Genomic DNA, 15,647 nt, shown 5'->3' with positions numbered 1-15,647 from the left:
TTTTCATAAACTTTAGCATAATGAATTTATGGATGGAGGCAGTGACATGAAAATTCTGATAGCCGGCGGCATTTATATCGATCAGAAAGCTGGCACTGTGCCATTCATCGGCGGACACGAAGTGGCCAAGCTGATCGGCAGCCATTCCCGCCACACCGTCCATCTGCATACCAATTTCAGCACCGAAGCCACGCAGCAGACGAAAGTGCTGAAGCGGTCCCTGCGCACATATGGAGTGGATCCGCGCATTGCCGGCCGTGTGTCCGCATCCTACGGTACAATCGACGGCGACACCGTCGTACCGGGCAGCAACGTGTTCGAAACTGCGAGCAGCAACCGCCTGGATAAGCTTCAGGACATCGATCTGCTTGTCCTGACGACGGACATATCGGAACGCGACTTCAGACTGCTGCTCAACCATGCAAGGCGGGGCGCGGTTCCAGTCATCGTCTTCACGTGCAGCGAGTATGCATCCTACAGCACAACGGGCATCGACAACTACGTGCTGACGGATTCCGGCGTGCCGGAGTATCACGCCCACATGAAAGAGATCAGCGAGATACTGGAAGCCCAGGGCATCATTGAATCCACACCCGTCGCGCGCACCCGCCGGGAGTCCGTCAGACCGCCGTACCACGCCGTCCTGCGTGTCCTCACGCAGCTGGTCGCCATCAGCGCCCTGCTGGCACTGCTCACCTTCGGGATCCTGTATGCACTCGGGCTCACCGGCAATGACGAGACATATGATACATATATCGACCCGGATCAGGCGGTGGACCATGCCGACTGCAGCACCATCGGAGAATGCCGGGAGCTCGGCGATGACCATCTCGAGGCGCTCCGGACATATATCGATATAGATGATGCGCCGCATCTGTTTGTGGAAAACCGTACACAGACGGAGTACATCACCTATACCGTCCGGGACTTTGCGCTCACGGATGCGGAAGTCCACACGCCGCTGCCCGTCGGTTCCGAGGAAGAATACGCGGAGATCTGGGACAGGATCACCACCTTCTTCCCGAATGAATATATCGACACCATCAACCGGTTCGAACTCTTCTCCGATGGGGAAGGGAGTACGCTGGCGTTTGTCGATATCACCGAAGCCGGGGTCACGTTCGCCATGGACATCCGCGACAATCAGGATCGGCCGAGCGAATACCGCACGCTGATTCATGAGTTCGCCCACGTCTATTCCTTGCCGATCGAGGATTTCAACCATGATGATACAGAGCTTGAATATCTGAAGGAAGACACGCTGATGGCGGATTTCATCGACAGGTTCTGGAGCCAGTATGGCGAGGCGTGGATTGAAAATAAATACAAGTCGGATCCGGAACGACAGGCATTCTACAACAACAACGTCAACGATTTCTTTGAACCGTACCAGGCAACCAACCCGAAAGAGGATTTCGCAATCACTTTTGTCGAATTCGTCACCAGCCGGATGCCCGAGTCGGGCAGCCAGCTTAAGAATGTAAAAGTACGATCTTTATATGAAGACCCTGAACTTGTCAGATTGAGAGTGGATATATTATCAAACATCTTAGAGTATGAGAAAGAGAGGGCCTTGAATGAAGCTCAAGGTAAAAGTTAAGGATACCGCGCTCAAAATAGAAACCATCCATATCGATGCGGAATCTACAGTGAAGCATCTCATCGAACATATTGTGGGCGCGGATCTTACAACATGGAATATGGCAGAAGACTTGACTATAAAAGGCCATGAAGGTGTCGGACATGACAGTCTCAGACTGTCCACGCTATTCTGCGACATCGACAAGGTCTACATGAGCAATATACATATCAGCATTACATTGACTGCAAAGCATGTCGCATCGACGCTTGCGAATCAGACACTGCTCGACTATTCGAAAGTGGTCCAGGCGGTTGAAAAGTACGATGAGGCATTGAATGCACTCGCTGTGGTGCCGGGGACGGTGTTCTTCGTCCAGCAGGATGCGGACCAGTACCTGATACGACGGGAACTGTCAGGCATCGAAATCTTCCATTTCGGCACACAGTATCAGGAAGCGTTCCGGGAAACAGGACGCAACCCGATCGTATACATAGAACTGAAGACACGGGACGCGCTGAGTGACTCCGAGCTGAAATGGGTGCGGACGATCATGTTCCCTTCCCGCAATCCGTGCAATCCATTGATCCACCTGAACCACCCGCCCATTTCACAGAACCACCTCAACCTCGTTGCGACGCTGATTCATCGTCTGGTCGTCATCATGGGCAAGTTCCAGATTTCGGGTACATATCTTGAAAGCAGCGACATGCATCTGCCGACATATGTGCAGCTCGGCGAGCAGTGCTCCATCGGATATATCGAGCGCGCCCAGCTCGAGAACATCCGCTGAAATACAATTGACAAAACTTTCTGCAAAACTATATTGTGCACAACTTATTTCAGTGTATAATGAAGACAGAGTAGGATATTCTTCCACGAAGTGTATAGGGAGCGCTGCTGAATGTGCAGCATTCGGCAGAATTTTCATCCCGATATATTGTACACTACTGAATAATATGTCAAGAAAAGCAGGTCGACAATTATGGGTAAATTAAACACACGCAACGTCTGCAGATATATTTATCTGCTTAATGCCAAAGTGGATCATCTGGCGGAATTCAAAACCAGCAAGGGCGTACTGAACAGAGAACAGCTGTACATCATCGAGATGGTTGCTGAAGAGCCCGGTTTGACACAGAAAGTACTGATCAATCGATTGAAGCGGGAACAGACATCCATTTCACGTGCCGTGCAGAAGCTCGTCGATCAGAACTATCTGATCAAGCGCCAGAACCGGGACGATATGAGAGCTTCATACCTGGAGGTCACAAAACAGGGCAGAGACGCACTGGATGAACTTGAAGACAGTATATGTGAAATGACAGACGATGTACTTGAAGATTTGAATCGTGACGAAAAGAAAGCACTGACAGACATCCTCGAAAAAATACATCTATGACAGAAAGGCGCTATGGGAATCATGTTCCCATAGCGCCTTATTTCTATTTATCCTTGACGAGCTTTTTCACGGTCTTCACTTTCTTCTTGTCATGCTTCAGCTGGTCCTTGACATCGTGGGCATGGTACATGCCGTTCTCCATCATGTAATCCGCGATACGCGCATGCTGATTGATCGCCTGTGTCAGCTGGCGCTTCAGTACGTTGCGGACTTCCGGCGTCGCAGCCTCGGTCAGCGCCACCGCATATGTGCGTACAGCCGCTTTGGCGGTCACGAGCATTTCCGTCGCAATCAGTTCGTCTCTATTTTCTCCGGCTTTCTCAAGCTGTTCTTCGATTTCCATCCTGTCATCTCCTCTCTTTCCCTGCCTCTATGGCAGCAGTTCCTGGATTTCATTGATCGCTTTTTTCGACAGTTTCTTCTCTTTGCGGACGATTTCACGGAGTTTGCTGTCCTCGACGAGTGATTCCATCAGGCCGGCTTTCATCAGTGACGCCTGTTTGACTGTCATGACCTCGTGCAGTTCGATGGTTTCATGGACTGCGAGATCCGGTTTATCTACATTATCTGATTTTTTCTTGCTATCTTTTTTAGCCATGTCGATCCTCCTCTTGATTTGTCTGAAGCAGGGGTGTCTGTCTAATAATAGGATTACCCTGAGCGGTTCGATGTAAACACTGCTCTGTAAAGAAGCTATAATGATGTTGACATTGACGCAGCGTCATCGTTCATCATGGAAATCGAGGAGGGGAAATGAATGGAATATACAGTGAAGGGTCTCGCCGCTCTGGCAGGTGTCAGCACACGGACACTCAGATACTATGATCAGATCGATCTCCTGAAGCCGACCCGGATCAGCGAAGGCGGCTACCGCATCTATGGCCGGGAGACGGTCGACCGTCTGCAGCTCATCCTGTTCTATCGGGCGCTCGGTGTCCGGCTTGAAGAAATAAAGCACATCATGGATGACCCGGATTTCGATGCTTTGGCTGCACTGGAGCACCATCATGCTGAACTCCTCAAAGAACAAGATCGGATCGCACAACAGATCAGCAACGTGGAGAAGACCATCCGGTCGAAAAAAGGAGGCACTCAGATGAGTGATCAGGAGAAATTCGAAGGGTTCAAAAAACGGAAGCTTGAAGAGAACGAAGCCAAGTACGGTGAGGAGATCAGGGAGAAATACGGTGAGGAGACCATCCGCCAGTCCAATCGTAAATGGATGAACATGACCGAACAGGATCATAATGAGATGAACGTACTCGAACAGAGGTTGGCTGGTATATTGAAGGAAGGCGCAACGAGCCCTGAACCGTCAGAAGAAATGTATCGGCAGGCGGCCACACTGCACAAGGAGTGGCTGATGTACACCTGGACCGACTATTCGAAGGCTGTGCATCAGGGACTTGCCGAGATGTATGTTTCGGATCCGCGTTTCAGAAAATACTATGATGATATTACACCTGGGGCGGCGCAGTTTCTGAGGGACGCGATTGTGGAGCATATGGATGAGTAGAGCATGCGGGTATGCTGTCTCCGGAAAATTGATACCAGTACCAGCTGAAATGTATGACATTTCAGCTGGTACTTTTGCTTTCGCAGGAAACAAAATGGGGTTAGATCATTAATTTATGGGGAAAGAGTGAAAAAATATATGTATAATACTTTATAAAGTATCTGTGCGGCAATTGTCCGTGCAGGCTGCCGTATAAATTGAAGTTTGAACAGAACGTCACAGCGATAGAGGTAGGGATATGAATCATTTAAGCAATCTATTGAAAGAGCAGTATATGAACCTCCATCTGATATGGAAGCTTTCCATATACAATATTAAAAGTGAATATTCCAATCACTATCTGGGTCTTTTCTGGAATATTCTCCAGCCATTGATGCAGGCGGCAATCTACTACATGATTTTCGGCCTCGGGCTGAGAGGGGCAACAGCACCGGATGCTGAAATTCCATTCATCATCTATCTGATTTCAGGGCTGTTTCCGTGGCTCTTCATCTCCCAGGCGATCAATATCGGCTCGAATGCCATATATGCTCAGCTGGGTCTGGTCACAAAGATGCGCTTTCCGTCCAGTGTGCTCCTTTCGATTTCCTATACAAACAGCCTGATCAACCTTATTTTCATGACCGTAATCATCGGGCTGGTATCGGTGGTCAACCAATATGTGAACCCGCTGTATTTTTTGAGCCTTGTATATTTCGTCATTGCTTCCTTTGCACTTATTTTCGCAATCACGCTTGTAATGAGTACATTGATCATACTGGTCCGGGACTTCCGGAATGTACTGCAGAATTTCATCCGGATGGGCTTCTTTCTCACCCCGATATTCTGGCAAGCGGATGAGAGGGGCGGACTGCTCCAGGTTGTCTCCGACCTCAATCCTTTCGCCTATCTTGTGCAGAACTACAGGAACGCCATGATCTACGGTGACGGCATCATCTATGGTGATGGTGCAGACCACTTGTATTTCTGGAGCATCACAATGTTCATACTGATACTCGGCAGCTATCTGCACATGAAATTCAGATACAGGCTGATTGACTACTTATAGAGGAGAGTGGCTGATGACACGATATTTAATGATCTGCAATGCCTATCCGACGCGGGATAAGGTGTATGCAAATGGATTTCTCCACAGAAGGGTAAAAGCATATCAGACATATGGCATCGAAGTCGATGTCATCGTCATGACAACGCGCGTGATGAAGGATAGGTTCCATGATGGCGTCCACATCAAGTACATGGATCAGCACCAGGTGGCTTCTTTTCTGAAAGAAAACCACTATCCGACGGTCCTCTTCCATTTCATCAATCCGAAGATGTTCCATGGAATCACCCAGCTTCCAAAAGCGGAACGTCCCAATATCGTTGTATGGCTGCATGGTTTTGAAGCGGAGGCCTGGCACAGAAGGTATTATAATTTTCTAAGTGATATAGAATCCCTGGATGCGATGCTTGAAAGAAAAGATACGGTATTCGAAACCCAGCGAAGTTTTCTGAGGGAGATCATGACAAGCAGCGACTACAGCATCAGATTCGTCTACGTATCCAGGCGTTTCAAGGAACTCTATGTCGATCCCTACACCGGTGTGGTGCCAAAAGAGTACTACATCATTCCGAACATTGTGGACGATCAGCTTTTCCCATATCGGCAGAAGGTGAAGACGGACCGGTTGAACCTCTGCAGCATACGGCCCTATACGGCCAGAAACTATGCCAATGACCTGACAGTGGATTTCATAATGGCTCTGAGCAGAAAAAGATACTTCAGCAAACTGACGTTCGACCTGTACGGTGATGGCCCATTGTTTGAAGTGGTCACAGAACCTCTGAAACGCTATGGCAATGTGAACCTGCACCAATCATTTGTGCCACAGAACGAAATACCTGATATCCATGAGTCCCATGGCGTCTTCATCTGTCCGACCCGTCATGATTCCCAAGGGGTGTCCATCGGTGAAGCAATGAGTTCGGGACTGGTTCCGCTCTCAAATGACGTGGGCGGCGTACCGGAATTTGTCGAACATGGAAAGACAGGCATGCTGGCTCCGAGAGATGATGTTGAAACCATGGTTGAGAACTTCGATCATCTTTATAAGCATCCAAAAACATTTATGGAGATGAGTGCGGAAGCATCAAGAAGCATCCACAGGCAGGCAGGAGTGGAGGCTGTAATCAAACAGGAGATGGAGGTGATCCAGAATGGCTGGAGTTGACTGGAAGAAAGCGTATCATGATCTGGAAAGTCATATTGAACATATAATGAAAGAAACAAGCACTCTGGTGCATAATGCTGTACCTGAACTCAGAATCAATGAAGTCGCCCGTAATGATCAGAACGGCCTGCTGGAGATCATCATCGATGCAACAGGTGCCAGAATGAAATATGCACTATACCTGATTGATCGGACTGGCAAGCATGAAACCATCAAGCGGCCTTATCAGCAGTCGAATACTTTCCTTCTGGATGTGCCGGGCGGCAAGTATACGCTGCAGGCTTTCGTGCAGGAAGACGGAGCGGCGGATCAGACAGCCAGCGTGAAGATCAACTTCAGGCATGACAGGGTGGATGACGATGAATAGGCTCATCAGAACAGAGGACCTGGAGTACCGCACAGTCGAGTATGCCCTTGACGCGAATTCCGCCGATTCACTCGCAGCGGATATTAAAGAAGTTTTCAGAAGGTATGATCCGCCGCATCTTACCATCGACATCACCGCACTTGCACCTCATCATCGGGCTGATATGGATCATTTTGTTTCTTCCGATTACAGGCACAGATGTGCCATCTTCATACCAGCCGAAGAAATGGACCGGATCCAATTCGAGAAACTGGACTGGGTTTCAAAAGTCGAGCCGGAGGGCGACGGCTTCCTTTTCCATCTTGCGGGGGCACGTGCATCCGATCCGGTGGAGACTTTTGCTATCCTAAAACGCAATTTCAGCCTGAAGCAAAAATCCTATGAGATGGAAATCATCGAAAGTCTGATAGGAGAATCGAATAGGGAGCGTCAGAAGTATGAACTGCTGCAATCCCGGTATGAAAATTTGAAGGCAGCCCGGATGGGCGGACGGGATATGGACCTTGAGAAACGCTATGTTGAACTGATGGAAAAGTACAAGCAGTCACTTCAGCGTCTTGAGAAGCTGCGGCAATCCAAGCTTGGCCGGCTTCAGATGTTCTATTGGCGACAGAGGAGGCGACGCTGATGAAATTAGACTATAGAATCAATATCAGTGATGTCAACTCCGACTACATCAACCAGCAGGCAGCAAAATACAAGAGTGACAGGCCGTCGGGTCTCTCGATCATCCAGTGGACAGAGGATATGAATCACCATGTCGCAATGAATATGAAGCGCATGAAGCGTTGCACGAATGCCGAGCTGATCATCGCCAGCCGTTCTGATGCGGTTCAGGAGGCAGTCCATGAAGCGGAACAGAAAAACATCATCCTTGCGAACAGCATCGAGCAGGCGAAACTGTATGTGAAATTCGGCCACTACATCCTCCTGGATGCCCATCAGACACTTGGTATTCCAGAAGATTGTTCCTTCAGTTGGCAGCCGGATGATACTGTGTTGTGCAGGATGGATGACGCTGTCTCACTGAATGGACGCATCTATCAGGCATTCTTCAACGCATTCGATACGGAGCAGACACAAATCGACCAGGTATCATCCATCGATAAGATTGTTTGGGAGAATGTTCTGATTCTGCCTTCCGGGACGCTGTACAGCCATATATACGATGACGCGCTGCCTTTTGCGGCGAATGTCTGGCTCCACCAGATTTTTTCGATCGTCTCCCATACGGGTGAGGTCATAAAATGCGACACCATCTCCGTGTGTGGTCTGATGCGGCGTATGGCGTCATTGGATTCTCCTCAGACAGTGCGGATTCTCGCCCATATCGACAGGAAGCTCAACCAGCGCTATGACGGACGGGCAACAGATGTTCTTGAGGACTTCAACCGCCAGTTCACAGTGATGCTGAAGATGAGAGTGGACAAGGGAGAGGTATCCAAGCAGGAGATGGTCAGAGCGCTCGAGCAGAACGGCATCCGCCACATCCACTACAGTGTTCTGAACAGGGGGGATGCCGGAAAACTTGTTCTTGCCTACTGCTTTCCGCCATATAACGATACAAGTGGCAATGTCATGGCGAAGCGGGTCCAGGCGGATGGTCTGCTTGTGGATGTCATATCGAATTCGATGGATCGCATCCGCAAGAGAGACGACAAGCTTCTGAACCTGACGTCCAACCTTCTCGATACTCAAGTCATGCTCGATGGTCCACAGGCCTTCAGCAGCTGGGCAAGCATCGAACGCTATATGGAGGATGGTTTTGCCGAATATCGCAAGTATGCATATAAATATAATGAACTTTATTCAAGAGCAATGTTTCCCCATTCCCACTTTCTCGGGTACAGGATCAAAATGGAGAACCCCACTCTGAAATGGACGGCTGAATTTTCGGATCCTCTCCATAAGGATGTCAAAGCAGAGCTGAGGTACGCGCCGGTGGAAGACGAAGGTTTTCTCGAATCTATTCTTGAAAGTCTGGAAGAACATTACCATCATCTCATCAATGATAATGTATTCAATCTATGCGAAATACTGCCTTTCATCTACGCGGATGAAATCATCTTTACGAACAGATTCCAGATGGAATACATGCTCGAACGCTTTGAAGATGCGCTTCAGGAGACGGTCAGAGCGAAGGCGGTCATCAGCCAGCACCCGGTACCCGGGAAATCCTATTACAGCCTCGTGCAGTCATACTACAAGATCGAGGATACCACCATCAATCTGGCATACTTCGGCAATTTTTATGATACCCGCGGGTTCAGGCAGATCGAACTCGTCGCCCAGCAGCTGTACAAACGAAATATCAACAACTTCGTCATCCATGTATTTACCAATATGAACCGTAATACAATGCAACTGTACCAGGCGAGCGAATACCGCCACTATATCCGAATGAATCCCTACGTATCCTATTTCGAATTTCTGAACTTGGCAGACAAGATGGACATACTGATGATCTTCGATGCACAGACCATCGGCATCAAACCTTTCAATCCCTATGTGCCTTCCAAGCTGAGCGACTATCGTGGCAGTGACAGTCTGGTGTGGGCATTCACGGAGCCCGGCAGCATACTGGATGAAACGGTTGAAGACCAGGTCATTACAACCGGGCAGCTTGACTATCATGAGTATTCGGATGACTTTGCAGCGATGGCAGAACAGCTGGGCAAGGTCCTGTACAGAGTTTCCCGTATCGAATGCATGACAGACTAGGAAGTGTGAATATGGAATATAAAGTGAAAGTGGAGAATGTCTCGAAAGTCTATAACATCACCAGAAACAAAAAGAAGCTGTGGAAGATACTTTTTCCATTCCTTGAAGACAGAAGTGAGTATTTCCAGGCATTGAAAGGTGTTTCATTCGATGTAGAGCCGGGAGATTCGGTGGGCATTGTCGGCTTGAACGGCTCAGGCAAATCGACGTTGTCCAACTTGCTCGGTGGTGTCTCAGAGCCTTCTTCCGGCAGCATCCACGTCAACGGCAGAGCATCGCTCATCGCAATTTCCGCGGGCCTTAACAATGAGCTGACGGGAGAGGAGAACATTCGGATGAAGTGTCTGATGCATGGATTGAATGAAAAGGAGATTGATGCGGTCTACGACGATATTGTCGCCTTCAGCGAACTGGAGGACTTCATGAACCAGCCGATCAAGTCCTATTCAAGCGGCATGAAATCCCGTCTCGGATTTGCCATTGCAGTACACACCGATCCGGATGTGCTCATCGTCGACGAGGCGCTTTCTGTAGGGGATGATACATTTGCCAACAAGTGCATCAGGAAGATGGAGGAATTCCGTAGATCCGGAAAGACGATATTCTTTGTCAGCCACTCCATTCCGCAGATCCAGCAGATGTGCAACAAGGCAGTATGGATCCACTATGGGGAACTGCGGGAATATGGTGATGCGGTGCCGGTTGTCGGACTGTATGCAAGATTCATCAGGGGCTACAACGAGAAGCCGAAGCATATCCAGCAAAGGTATAAGAAAGAAATGATCAGCCGTCAGAAAATTGATCAGTATGCAGAGAAGAATGATGATACGAAACTCGGGCTGCTGAATGCGCTTCTTCTTGGAGCGACTGGCATCAGTATCGTCGTAGCGGCTTATCTGCAACTTGCAGGGCATCTATAAATAACCAGAGCAGGTGAAGTGACATGACAAACCATCCTGATTATGAAACATTGAAGGATATATCCTTGAAAAGTTTGAGAAACGAAGCAAGAGTGCTCAATGAGCTGAAGATTGTCGACCAGGAAATGTCTGCGCTGCGCAACGAAAATGCAAGGCTGAAGCGTGAATTGCGAAAATATAAAACCTTTCTTCCAATCAAGGCAGCACTCAAAGTAAGGAAGATGCTGAAAAAGTAGGGGATTCCATGACAGAAATAAAAATCAGAAAAAGACTGCAGGAGATTGAGCAGCTGGAACGTTACATTCAAACAGGCATCAGGCCTGAAGAAAAACACGAATTCAGCTGCCGTCCTCTTGATCATGGCATTACAGTCATCGTTCCCATTCATAGGGGAGAAGCGTATATGGAGCAGCTGATCGAGACTCTGGAGGCTCAGACGCTTGATGCGGATCAATTCGAAACCATCATCATTTTCAATGGCGATTATGAAAAGAGCGAAGCATTGTTCCACAGTGCGGAAAAGACGAAGAACTACATTGTGCAATACTCGGAAAAAGGCGTCTGCCGCGCGCGCAATACAGGCATCAATGAGGCGTCATTCCTCTATACTGCCTTCCTGGATGTGGATGATACACTCTCGCCAGACTATCTGGAACATTCACTTGAAGCATGCGAGGAGAATACGATTCTGCTCAACCAGTTCCACGAAGTGAAAGGGGGGAAGTCGGATGACGGCAGCAACCACATCAACAAGGAAAGAGCAGATGCTGATGAGTACCCTGACAACTACTACCAGGTCGTCAAAAATCTATCCATGAACGGAGCGAAGGTCATTCCGACAAAACTGCTGCTGCAGACCCGTTTCGAAGAGTCTCTGAACAACGGAGAGGACGTCGTCCTCTATATGGCACTGGTATCGGAATTCAAACCCATAGTAAGAATCAATAGGAATGAGGCCGTCTACCAACGCCATCTTATTGATGGATCACTGAGCCGCAGCAAACCGACGTACCAGTTCAATGTCACCGATAGGATCAATGTGCTGAGCAGGCTGCAGAATATCCTGAAAACGGAAGATGACGAAGAGATCAGAACTTTGATCATCGATCGGATGCGTGCACAGGCAGGTTTCATCAACCGTTACCTGAAGAAGAACATGGAGGATTATGGAAAGGTGCAGCAGGATATTGAACAGCTGTCCGATGAATACTTCCCCTATGATCGAATAAATGAAGATCTTCCAAAGAGGCTCTATGTCAGCTACTGCTTCCCGCCCTATGCGGATACAAGCGGCATTGTCCTCGCCAAAAGAATTGCGGGTGACAAAGTGCCATGCGATGTTGTGCACAACAACATGTATGATGTAAGGTCGCTCGACCTCAGTCTCACTCGTCTGGCTGAACCTTATATTCATCAGAAGTTTGAAGTCAATGCGACTTCCTCGTTCTCGAACAGAAACCATATTGAGATCTTCATCAAAGCGGCACTCAAAAAAGTCAATGCCGGCAAGTATAAGGAAATCTATTCCCGTGCAATGTGGCCGGCATCCCACATGCTGGCGTTCGAAATCTACAGGCGCAACAGTTCAGTGAGGTGGATTGCCGAGTTCTCCGATCCACTGTTCAGGGATATAAAGAATGACAAAAGGGAGACTGCGTTCTATTCGAAAAAGGAACTGAAGAAGATCAGAAAACTCATACCCGAGCAGTTTCATGGATATGTGGATGACAACCTCTTCAATATGGCCGAGCTCCTGCCCTTCATACTGGCGGATGAACTGGTTTTTACAAACCACCATCAGATGACCAGCATGCTTGAACGTTTTGATGATGGTCTGCAGGCACTCGCAAAAGAAAAAGCGACGATCTCCAGGCATCCGACACTCAGCAGGGCATATTACAACTATGAAAGGCATCACGTGGAACTCGATGAAAATAAAATCAATCTCGGCTACTTTGGAAACTTCTATGAAACGAGAGGTGCGGAAGATATCAAGAAGATTGCCATGCTGATCAGGAAGGAAGGGATTGATGCTGTCATCCATGTGTTCACAACCAATGTAAGACAAGTCCAGAGCGAGCTGTACAGCGGAGTACTGAAAGATGTAATCAATGTGCATCCCTATTTGAAGTATTTCGAATTTCTGAATGTGACGCAGGACTTTGATTATCTGCTCCTCAATGATGCCCATACGCGAATGTACAAGCCAAGGAATCCATACCTGCCTTCCAAATATGCAGACTACATTGGATCCGGCTCGAGAATATGGCTGCATTATGAAGCGGGCAGTGTACTCCATGAGATCAGTCTCGAAGGACATGAAAACATTATAGCGAATCCACTCAATGATGAAGCGGCCATCCGTAATCATCTCCATAAACTGACGAAAAAATAGAGCACCCATCCGGGCGCTCTATTTTATTGACCATCGAAATCCTTTTCCAGTATGAAGCCACTGTATTCCAGCACTTCTATATCCTCGATGCTGTTATCAGCAAGATAGAGTCTCTGGGTAAGGTTCGTATGATTCTGAAGCGGGGCGACTGAAGTAATATTGTTTTCACGCAGATTCAGATCCTCCAGTTTCGTAAGCGATTCCAGAGGTGCAATGCTGATGACTGCATTGTTTCTCAAATTCAGTGCCTGAAGTTCCATAAGGTTTCCGAGAGGTTCTATATCCGTGACATTGTTATCCCTCAGATCCAGGGACTCGAGCTCTGCCAGTCCATTGAGGGGAGTGACCTCTTCAATATCATTATCACGCAGATCAAGGTGATCCAGTACAGTCAGTCCAGATAGTGGATGCAGGTCCGTGATTTGATTCTCCCTCAGATTCAAGTGCTCAAGCGACGTCAGGTCCGACAGGGGGGGAATGATGACGACCTCATTCCCCTGCAGGTTCAGCTCCGTAAGATTCCCAAGCTCGGCAAGGGGAGCGAGATCTTCAAGACGGTTGTACTCGAGATTGAGCGTTTCAAGCCGGGAGAGTGCACCAATGCCTTCGATATCCCTGATTTCATTCGTGCCGGCATTGATCTCTGTGAGATGTTCCATCCCATACAATGCTGAAATGTCATTGATGCTGTTATCGGCAATATCGATGCTTTCCAGGTTGGAAAGTTTTGAGATGCCGTTTAGATCGATGATGTTGTAGCCTGCAGCGTCAAGATGGGTAAGGCTCTCCAGCTGATTGACGACGATCGCATCTTCATCTGCAAGGTTCAGATTATCGCGTATGGCATCCTCCAGGTTATCATCCTGGAAGTGGCTGCCTTCCGGGGCATACATCAGGCTCCCGACCCAGAGCATTACTGCTATCGTACTGAAGATGGAGACAAGCAGAATATTTTTTAACATTTCTCTAACCGTCCTTTAATTATTAATCATTATACTGATTTTGAGTAGATAGACGATATTATTTTCATTTTACAATAATTTTTTAAAATGGTAAAATTAAAAAAATCTTAAAGGTGATGCTATGGTTCTGGAAGTATTCAATCGAAGAGAAGGAAAATACTTGATACCGTTCGAAACGTACGAAAGTATTGTGCAGGAAATAATGGACTGGATGCGATACGATAAGTTCGGTACAGATGGCAAGTATAATATCGTCAGTCTCTATTTCGATTCTGCTGACGAAAAAATCTATACGGAAACAAGAAACAAGCTGCTGTTCCGTCAGAAGCTGAGGCTCAGAGTCTATGATGAAGCGGATCTGACGAGTACATCGTTTCTTGAGATAAAGCAGAAGTACAACAATGTCGTCAATAAAAGAAGGACGGCGCTGCCGCTATTCGAGGCATATGACTATATATACCGTCGCAATGATGTCAGCCATGCGGTCACCAATCCGCAGATCTACAAGGAAGTGGATTATTTCCGCAACCTCTATGATCTGGATCCGAAAGTGGTGGTAAGCTATGATCGCCATGCTTTCCATGGCATTCACGAAGCCGACTTGAGGGTGACTTTCGACTATAACCTGAGATGCCGTTCAGATGATCTGAATATTGAAAATGGCCCCCATGGGACACACTTCATCGATAGGAATCTGGTGGTCATGGAAGTCAAGATGTCTTCAAGCATTCCGTTATGGCTTACAAATATCCTGTCGAAATACGGATTGAAAAAGGAGGGTGTCTCCAAGTTCTGCACGAGCATCGATGTGGAAAGTCTGGGGATTGAGCATGCCATCCAGGAAAGCAGGGTGGGTCAGAGATGAGGGAATTCATACAGAACTATCTGGAACTCGGCAATGAGACGACGACATTCACAATCGTCGAACTGATGATTGCCATCCTGCTGAGCTTCATTTTGAGCATCATCGTCACACTGGTCTACAAGTGGACCCACCATGGTGTCCGGTACTCGCAGTCCTATGTCCAGACAGTCGTCATCATGAGTGTCGTCGTCGCCATCATCATGATCGTCATCGGCAACAATATCGCTGTCGCCTTCGGCCTTGTCGGTGCTTTTTCCATCATCCGCTTCAGAAGTGCGATGAGTGATCCGAAAGACATCGCCTTCATATTCTTCGGGATGGCCGTCGGAATTTCTTGCGGCCTCGGATTCTATGTACTCGCAGTACTGTTCACTTTTACGATGAGTGCACTCATCCTGATCATGCATACGGTCAACTACGGCAGCAAGGGAACGGACGAAAAGGTGCTCAAGGTCACCGTGCCGGAGAATATGAACTTCGAAGGTGTTTTTGACGATGTGTTCGAGCAGTTCCTCGATCAGGCCCAGCTGGTCAACATTGAAACGACGAATCTTGGAACGATGTACCTCCTCGAATACAGGGTCCGCACAAAGAAGAATGTTCCCGATAAGGAGCTGATGGATGCCATCAGAGTAAAGAATGCCAATATGAAGGTGACGTTGAACGTATCGAGTCTGAGTTATTGATATCTACATAAGGACAGGTTC

17 protein-coding genes are annotated in these 15,647 nt (G+C 48.0%); 14 read left to right on the top strand and 3 right to left on the bottom strand.

Annotated elements, in window-relative coordinates; all coding sequences use genetic code 11:
* The first annotated feature begins 46 nt into the window (after positions 1-46).
* The 3 genes from J4760_RS08155 (at position 47) to J4760_RS08145 (ending at position 2,981) form a co-directional block, all read left to right on the top strand.
* Entirely contained in the window at positions 47-1,600 is a 1,554-nt protein-coding gene (locus J4760_RS08155; protein WP_237605387.1) for a hypothetical protein, read from the top strand.
* On the top strand, positions 1,578-2,372 hold the full coding sequence (locus J4760_RS08150; RefSeq protein WP_145284370.1) for a hypothetical protein: 795 nt from the start codon (positions 1,578-1,580) through the stop codon (positions 2,370-2,372). The genes J4760_RS08155 and J4760_RS08150 overlap by 23 nt, the downstream gene beginning before the upstream one ends.
* Positions 2,373-2,564: 192 nt before the next feature.
* Positions 2,565-2,981: a MarR family winged helix-turn-helix transcriptional regulator gene (locus tag J4760_RS08145; protein ID WP_237605386.1), complete on the top strand. Its 417-nt coding sequence runs from the start codon at positions 2,565-2,567 to the stop codon at positions 2,979-2,981.
* 43 nt (positions 2,982-3,024) lie between these two features.
* Here the strand turns inward: J4760_RS08145 and J4760_RS08140 are convergent, their stop codons facing one another.
* Both J4760_RS08140 and J4760_RS08135 read right to left on the bottom strand, forming a co-directional pair.
* A complete protein-coding gene (locus J4760_RS08140) occupies positions 3,025-3,324 on the bottom strand; it encodes a spore coat protein (RefSeq protein WP_145284376.1) in 300 nt (99 codons plus the stop codon).
* A 27-nt stretch (positions 3,325-3,351) separates the two neighbouring features.
* Complete coding sequence (locus J4760_RS08135) at positions 3,352-3,579, bottom strand: spore coat protein (protein ID WP_145284378.1); 228 nt, start codon at positions 3,577-3,579, stop codon at positions 3,352-3,354.
* 159 nt (positions 3,580-3,738) lie between these two features.
* Between J4760_RS08135 and J4760_RS08130 the strand changes: the two genes are divergently transcribed.
* From J4760_RS08130 to J4760_RS08090, 9 genes are all read left to right on the top strand, one after another.
* Positions 3,739-4,497 (top strand): MerR family transcriptional regulator, encoded by a 759-nt coding sequence (locus tag J4760_RS08130; protein ID WP_237605385.1) that lies wholly within the window; start codon positions 3,739-3,741, stop codon positions 4,495-4,497.
* 238 nt (positions 4,498-4,735) lie between these two features.
* Positions 4,736-5,545 (top strand): ABC transporter permease, encoded by an 810-nt coding sequence (locus J4760_RS08125; RefSeq protein ID WP_237605384.1) that lies wholly within the window; start codon positions 4,736-4,738, stop codon positions 5,543-5,545.
* A gap of 13 nt (positions 5,546-5,558) precedes the next feature.
* The gene (locus tag J4760_RS08120; RefSeq protein ID WP_145284386.1) at positions 5,559-6,710 is read left to right on the top strand and encodes a glycosyltransferase family 4 protein; all 1,152 of its coding nucleotides are present in this window, start codon (positions 5,559-5,561) and stop codon (positions 6,708-6,710) included.
* Positions 6,697-7,077 carry a hypothetical protein gene (locus J4760_RS08115; RefSeq protein ID WP_145284389.1) on the top strand — a complete coding sequence of 127 codons (381 nt, stop codon included), beginning with the start codon at positions 6,697-6,699 and terminating at the stop codon, positions 7,075-7,077. Before J4760_RS08120 ends, J4760_RS08115 begins: the two co-directional genes overlap by 14 nt.
* Positions 7,070-7,705 (top strand): hypothetical protein, encoded by a 636-nt coding sequence (locus J4760_RS08110; RefSeq protein ID WP_237605383.1) that lies wholly within the window; start codon positions 7,070-7,072, stop codon positions 7,703-7,705. The genes J4760_RS08115 and J4760_RS08110 overlap by 8 nt, the downstream gene beginning before the upstream one ends.
* Entirely contained in the window at positions 7,705-9,798 is a 2,094-nt protein-coding gene (locus J4760_RS08105) for a hypothetical protein (protein WP_237605382.1), read from the top strand. Before J4760_RS08110 ends, J4760_RS08105 begins: the two co-directional genes overlap by 1 nt.
* 11 nt (positions 9,799-9,809) lie before the next feature.
* Positions 9,810-10,718: an ABC transporter ATP-binding protein gene (locus J4760_RS08100; RefSeq protein WP_145284398.1), complete on the top strand. Its 909-nt coding sequence runs from the start codon at positions 9,810-9,812 to the stop codon at positions 10,716-10,718.
* A gap of 23 nt (positions 10,719-10,741) precedes the next feature.
* Positions 10,742-10,954, top strand: coding sequence for a hypothetical protein (locus J4760_RS08095; RefSeq protein WP_145284400.1), 213 nt, complete (start codon positions 10,742-10,744; stop codon positions 10,952-10,954).
* Positions 10,955-10,962: 8 nt separating this feature from the next.
* A complete protein-coding gene (locus J4760_RS08090; RefSeq protein ID WP_237605381.1) occupies positions 10,963-13,113 on the top strand; it encodes a glycosyltransferase in 2,151 nt (716 codons plus the stop codon).
* A 23-nt stretch (positions 13,114-13,136) separates the two neighbouring features.
* On the opposite strand, the gene J4760_RS08085 is transcribed toward J4760_RS08090, so the two are convergent.
* A complete protein-coding gene (locus J4760_RS08085; RefSeq protein ID WP_237605380.1) occupies positions 13,137-14,075 on the bottom strand; it encodes a leucine-rich repeat domain-containing protein in 939 nt (312 codons plus the stop codon).
* Positions 14,076-14,196: 121 nt separating this feature from the next.
* Here J4760_RS08085 and J4760_RS08080 point away from each other — a divergent pair, with 121 nt between their 5' ends.
* Together J4760_RS08080 and J4760_RS08075 are read left to right on the top strand one after the other, a co-directional pair.
* Positions 14,197-14,940 carry a polyphosphate polymerase domain-containing protein gene (locus J4760_RS08080; RefSeq protein WP_237605379.1) on the top strand — a complete coding sequence of 248 codons (744 nt, stop codon included), beginning with the start codon at positions 14,197-14,199 and terminating at the stop codon, positions 14,938-14,940.
* A complete protein-coding gene (locus J4760_RS08075) occupies positions 14,937-15,626 on the top strand; it encodes a DUF4956 domain-containing protein (RefSeq protein WP_145284412.1) in 690 nt (229 codons plus the stop codon). Before J4760_RS08080 ends, J4760_RS08075 begins: the two co-directional genes overlap by 4 nt.
* The last annotated feature ends 21 nt before the right edge of the window (positions 15,627-15,647 follow it).

The organism is Salinicoccus sp. ID82-1 (assembly GCF_021991715.1).
In the GTDB taxonomy this organism is placed as follows: domain Bacteria; phylum Bacillota; class Bacilli; order Staphylococcales; family Salinicoccaceae; genus Salinicoccus; species Salinicoccus cyprini.
This window is presented reverse-complemented; position numbering and strand designations above follow the sequence as displayed.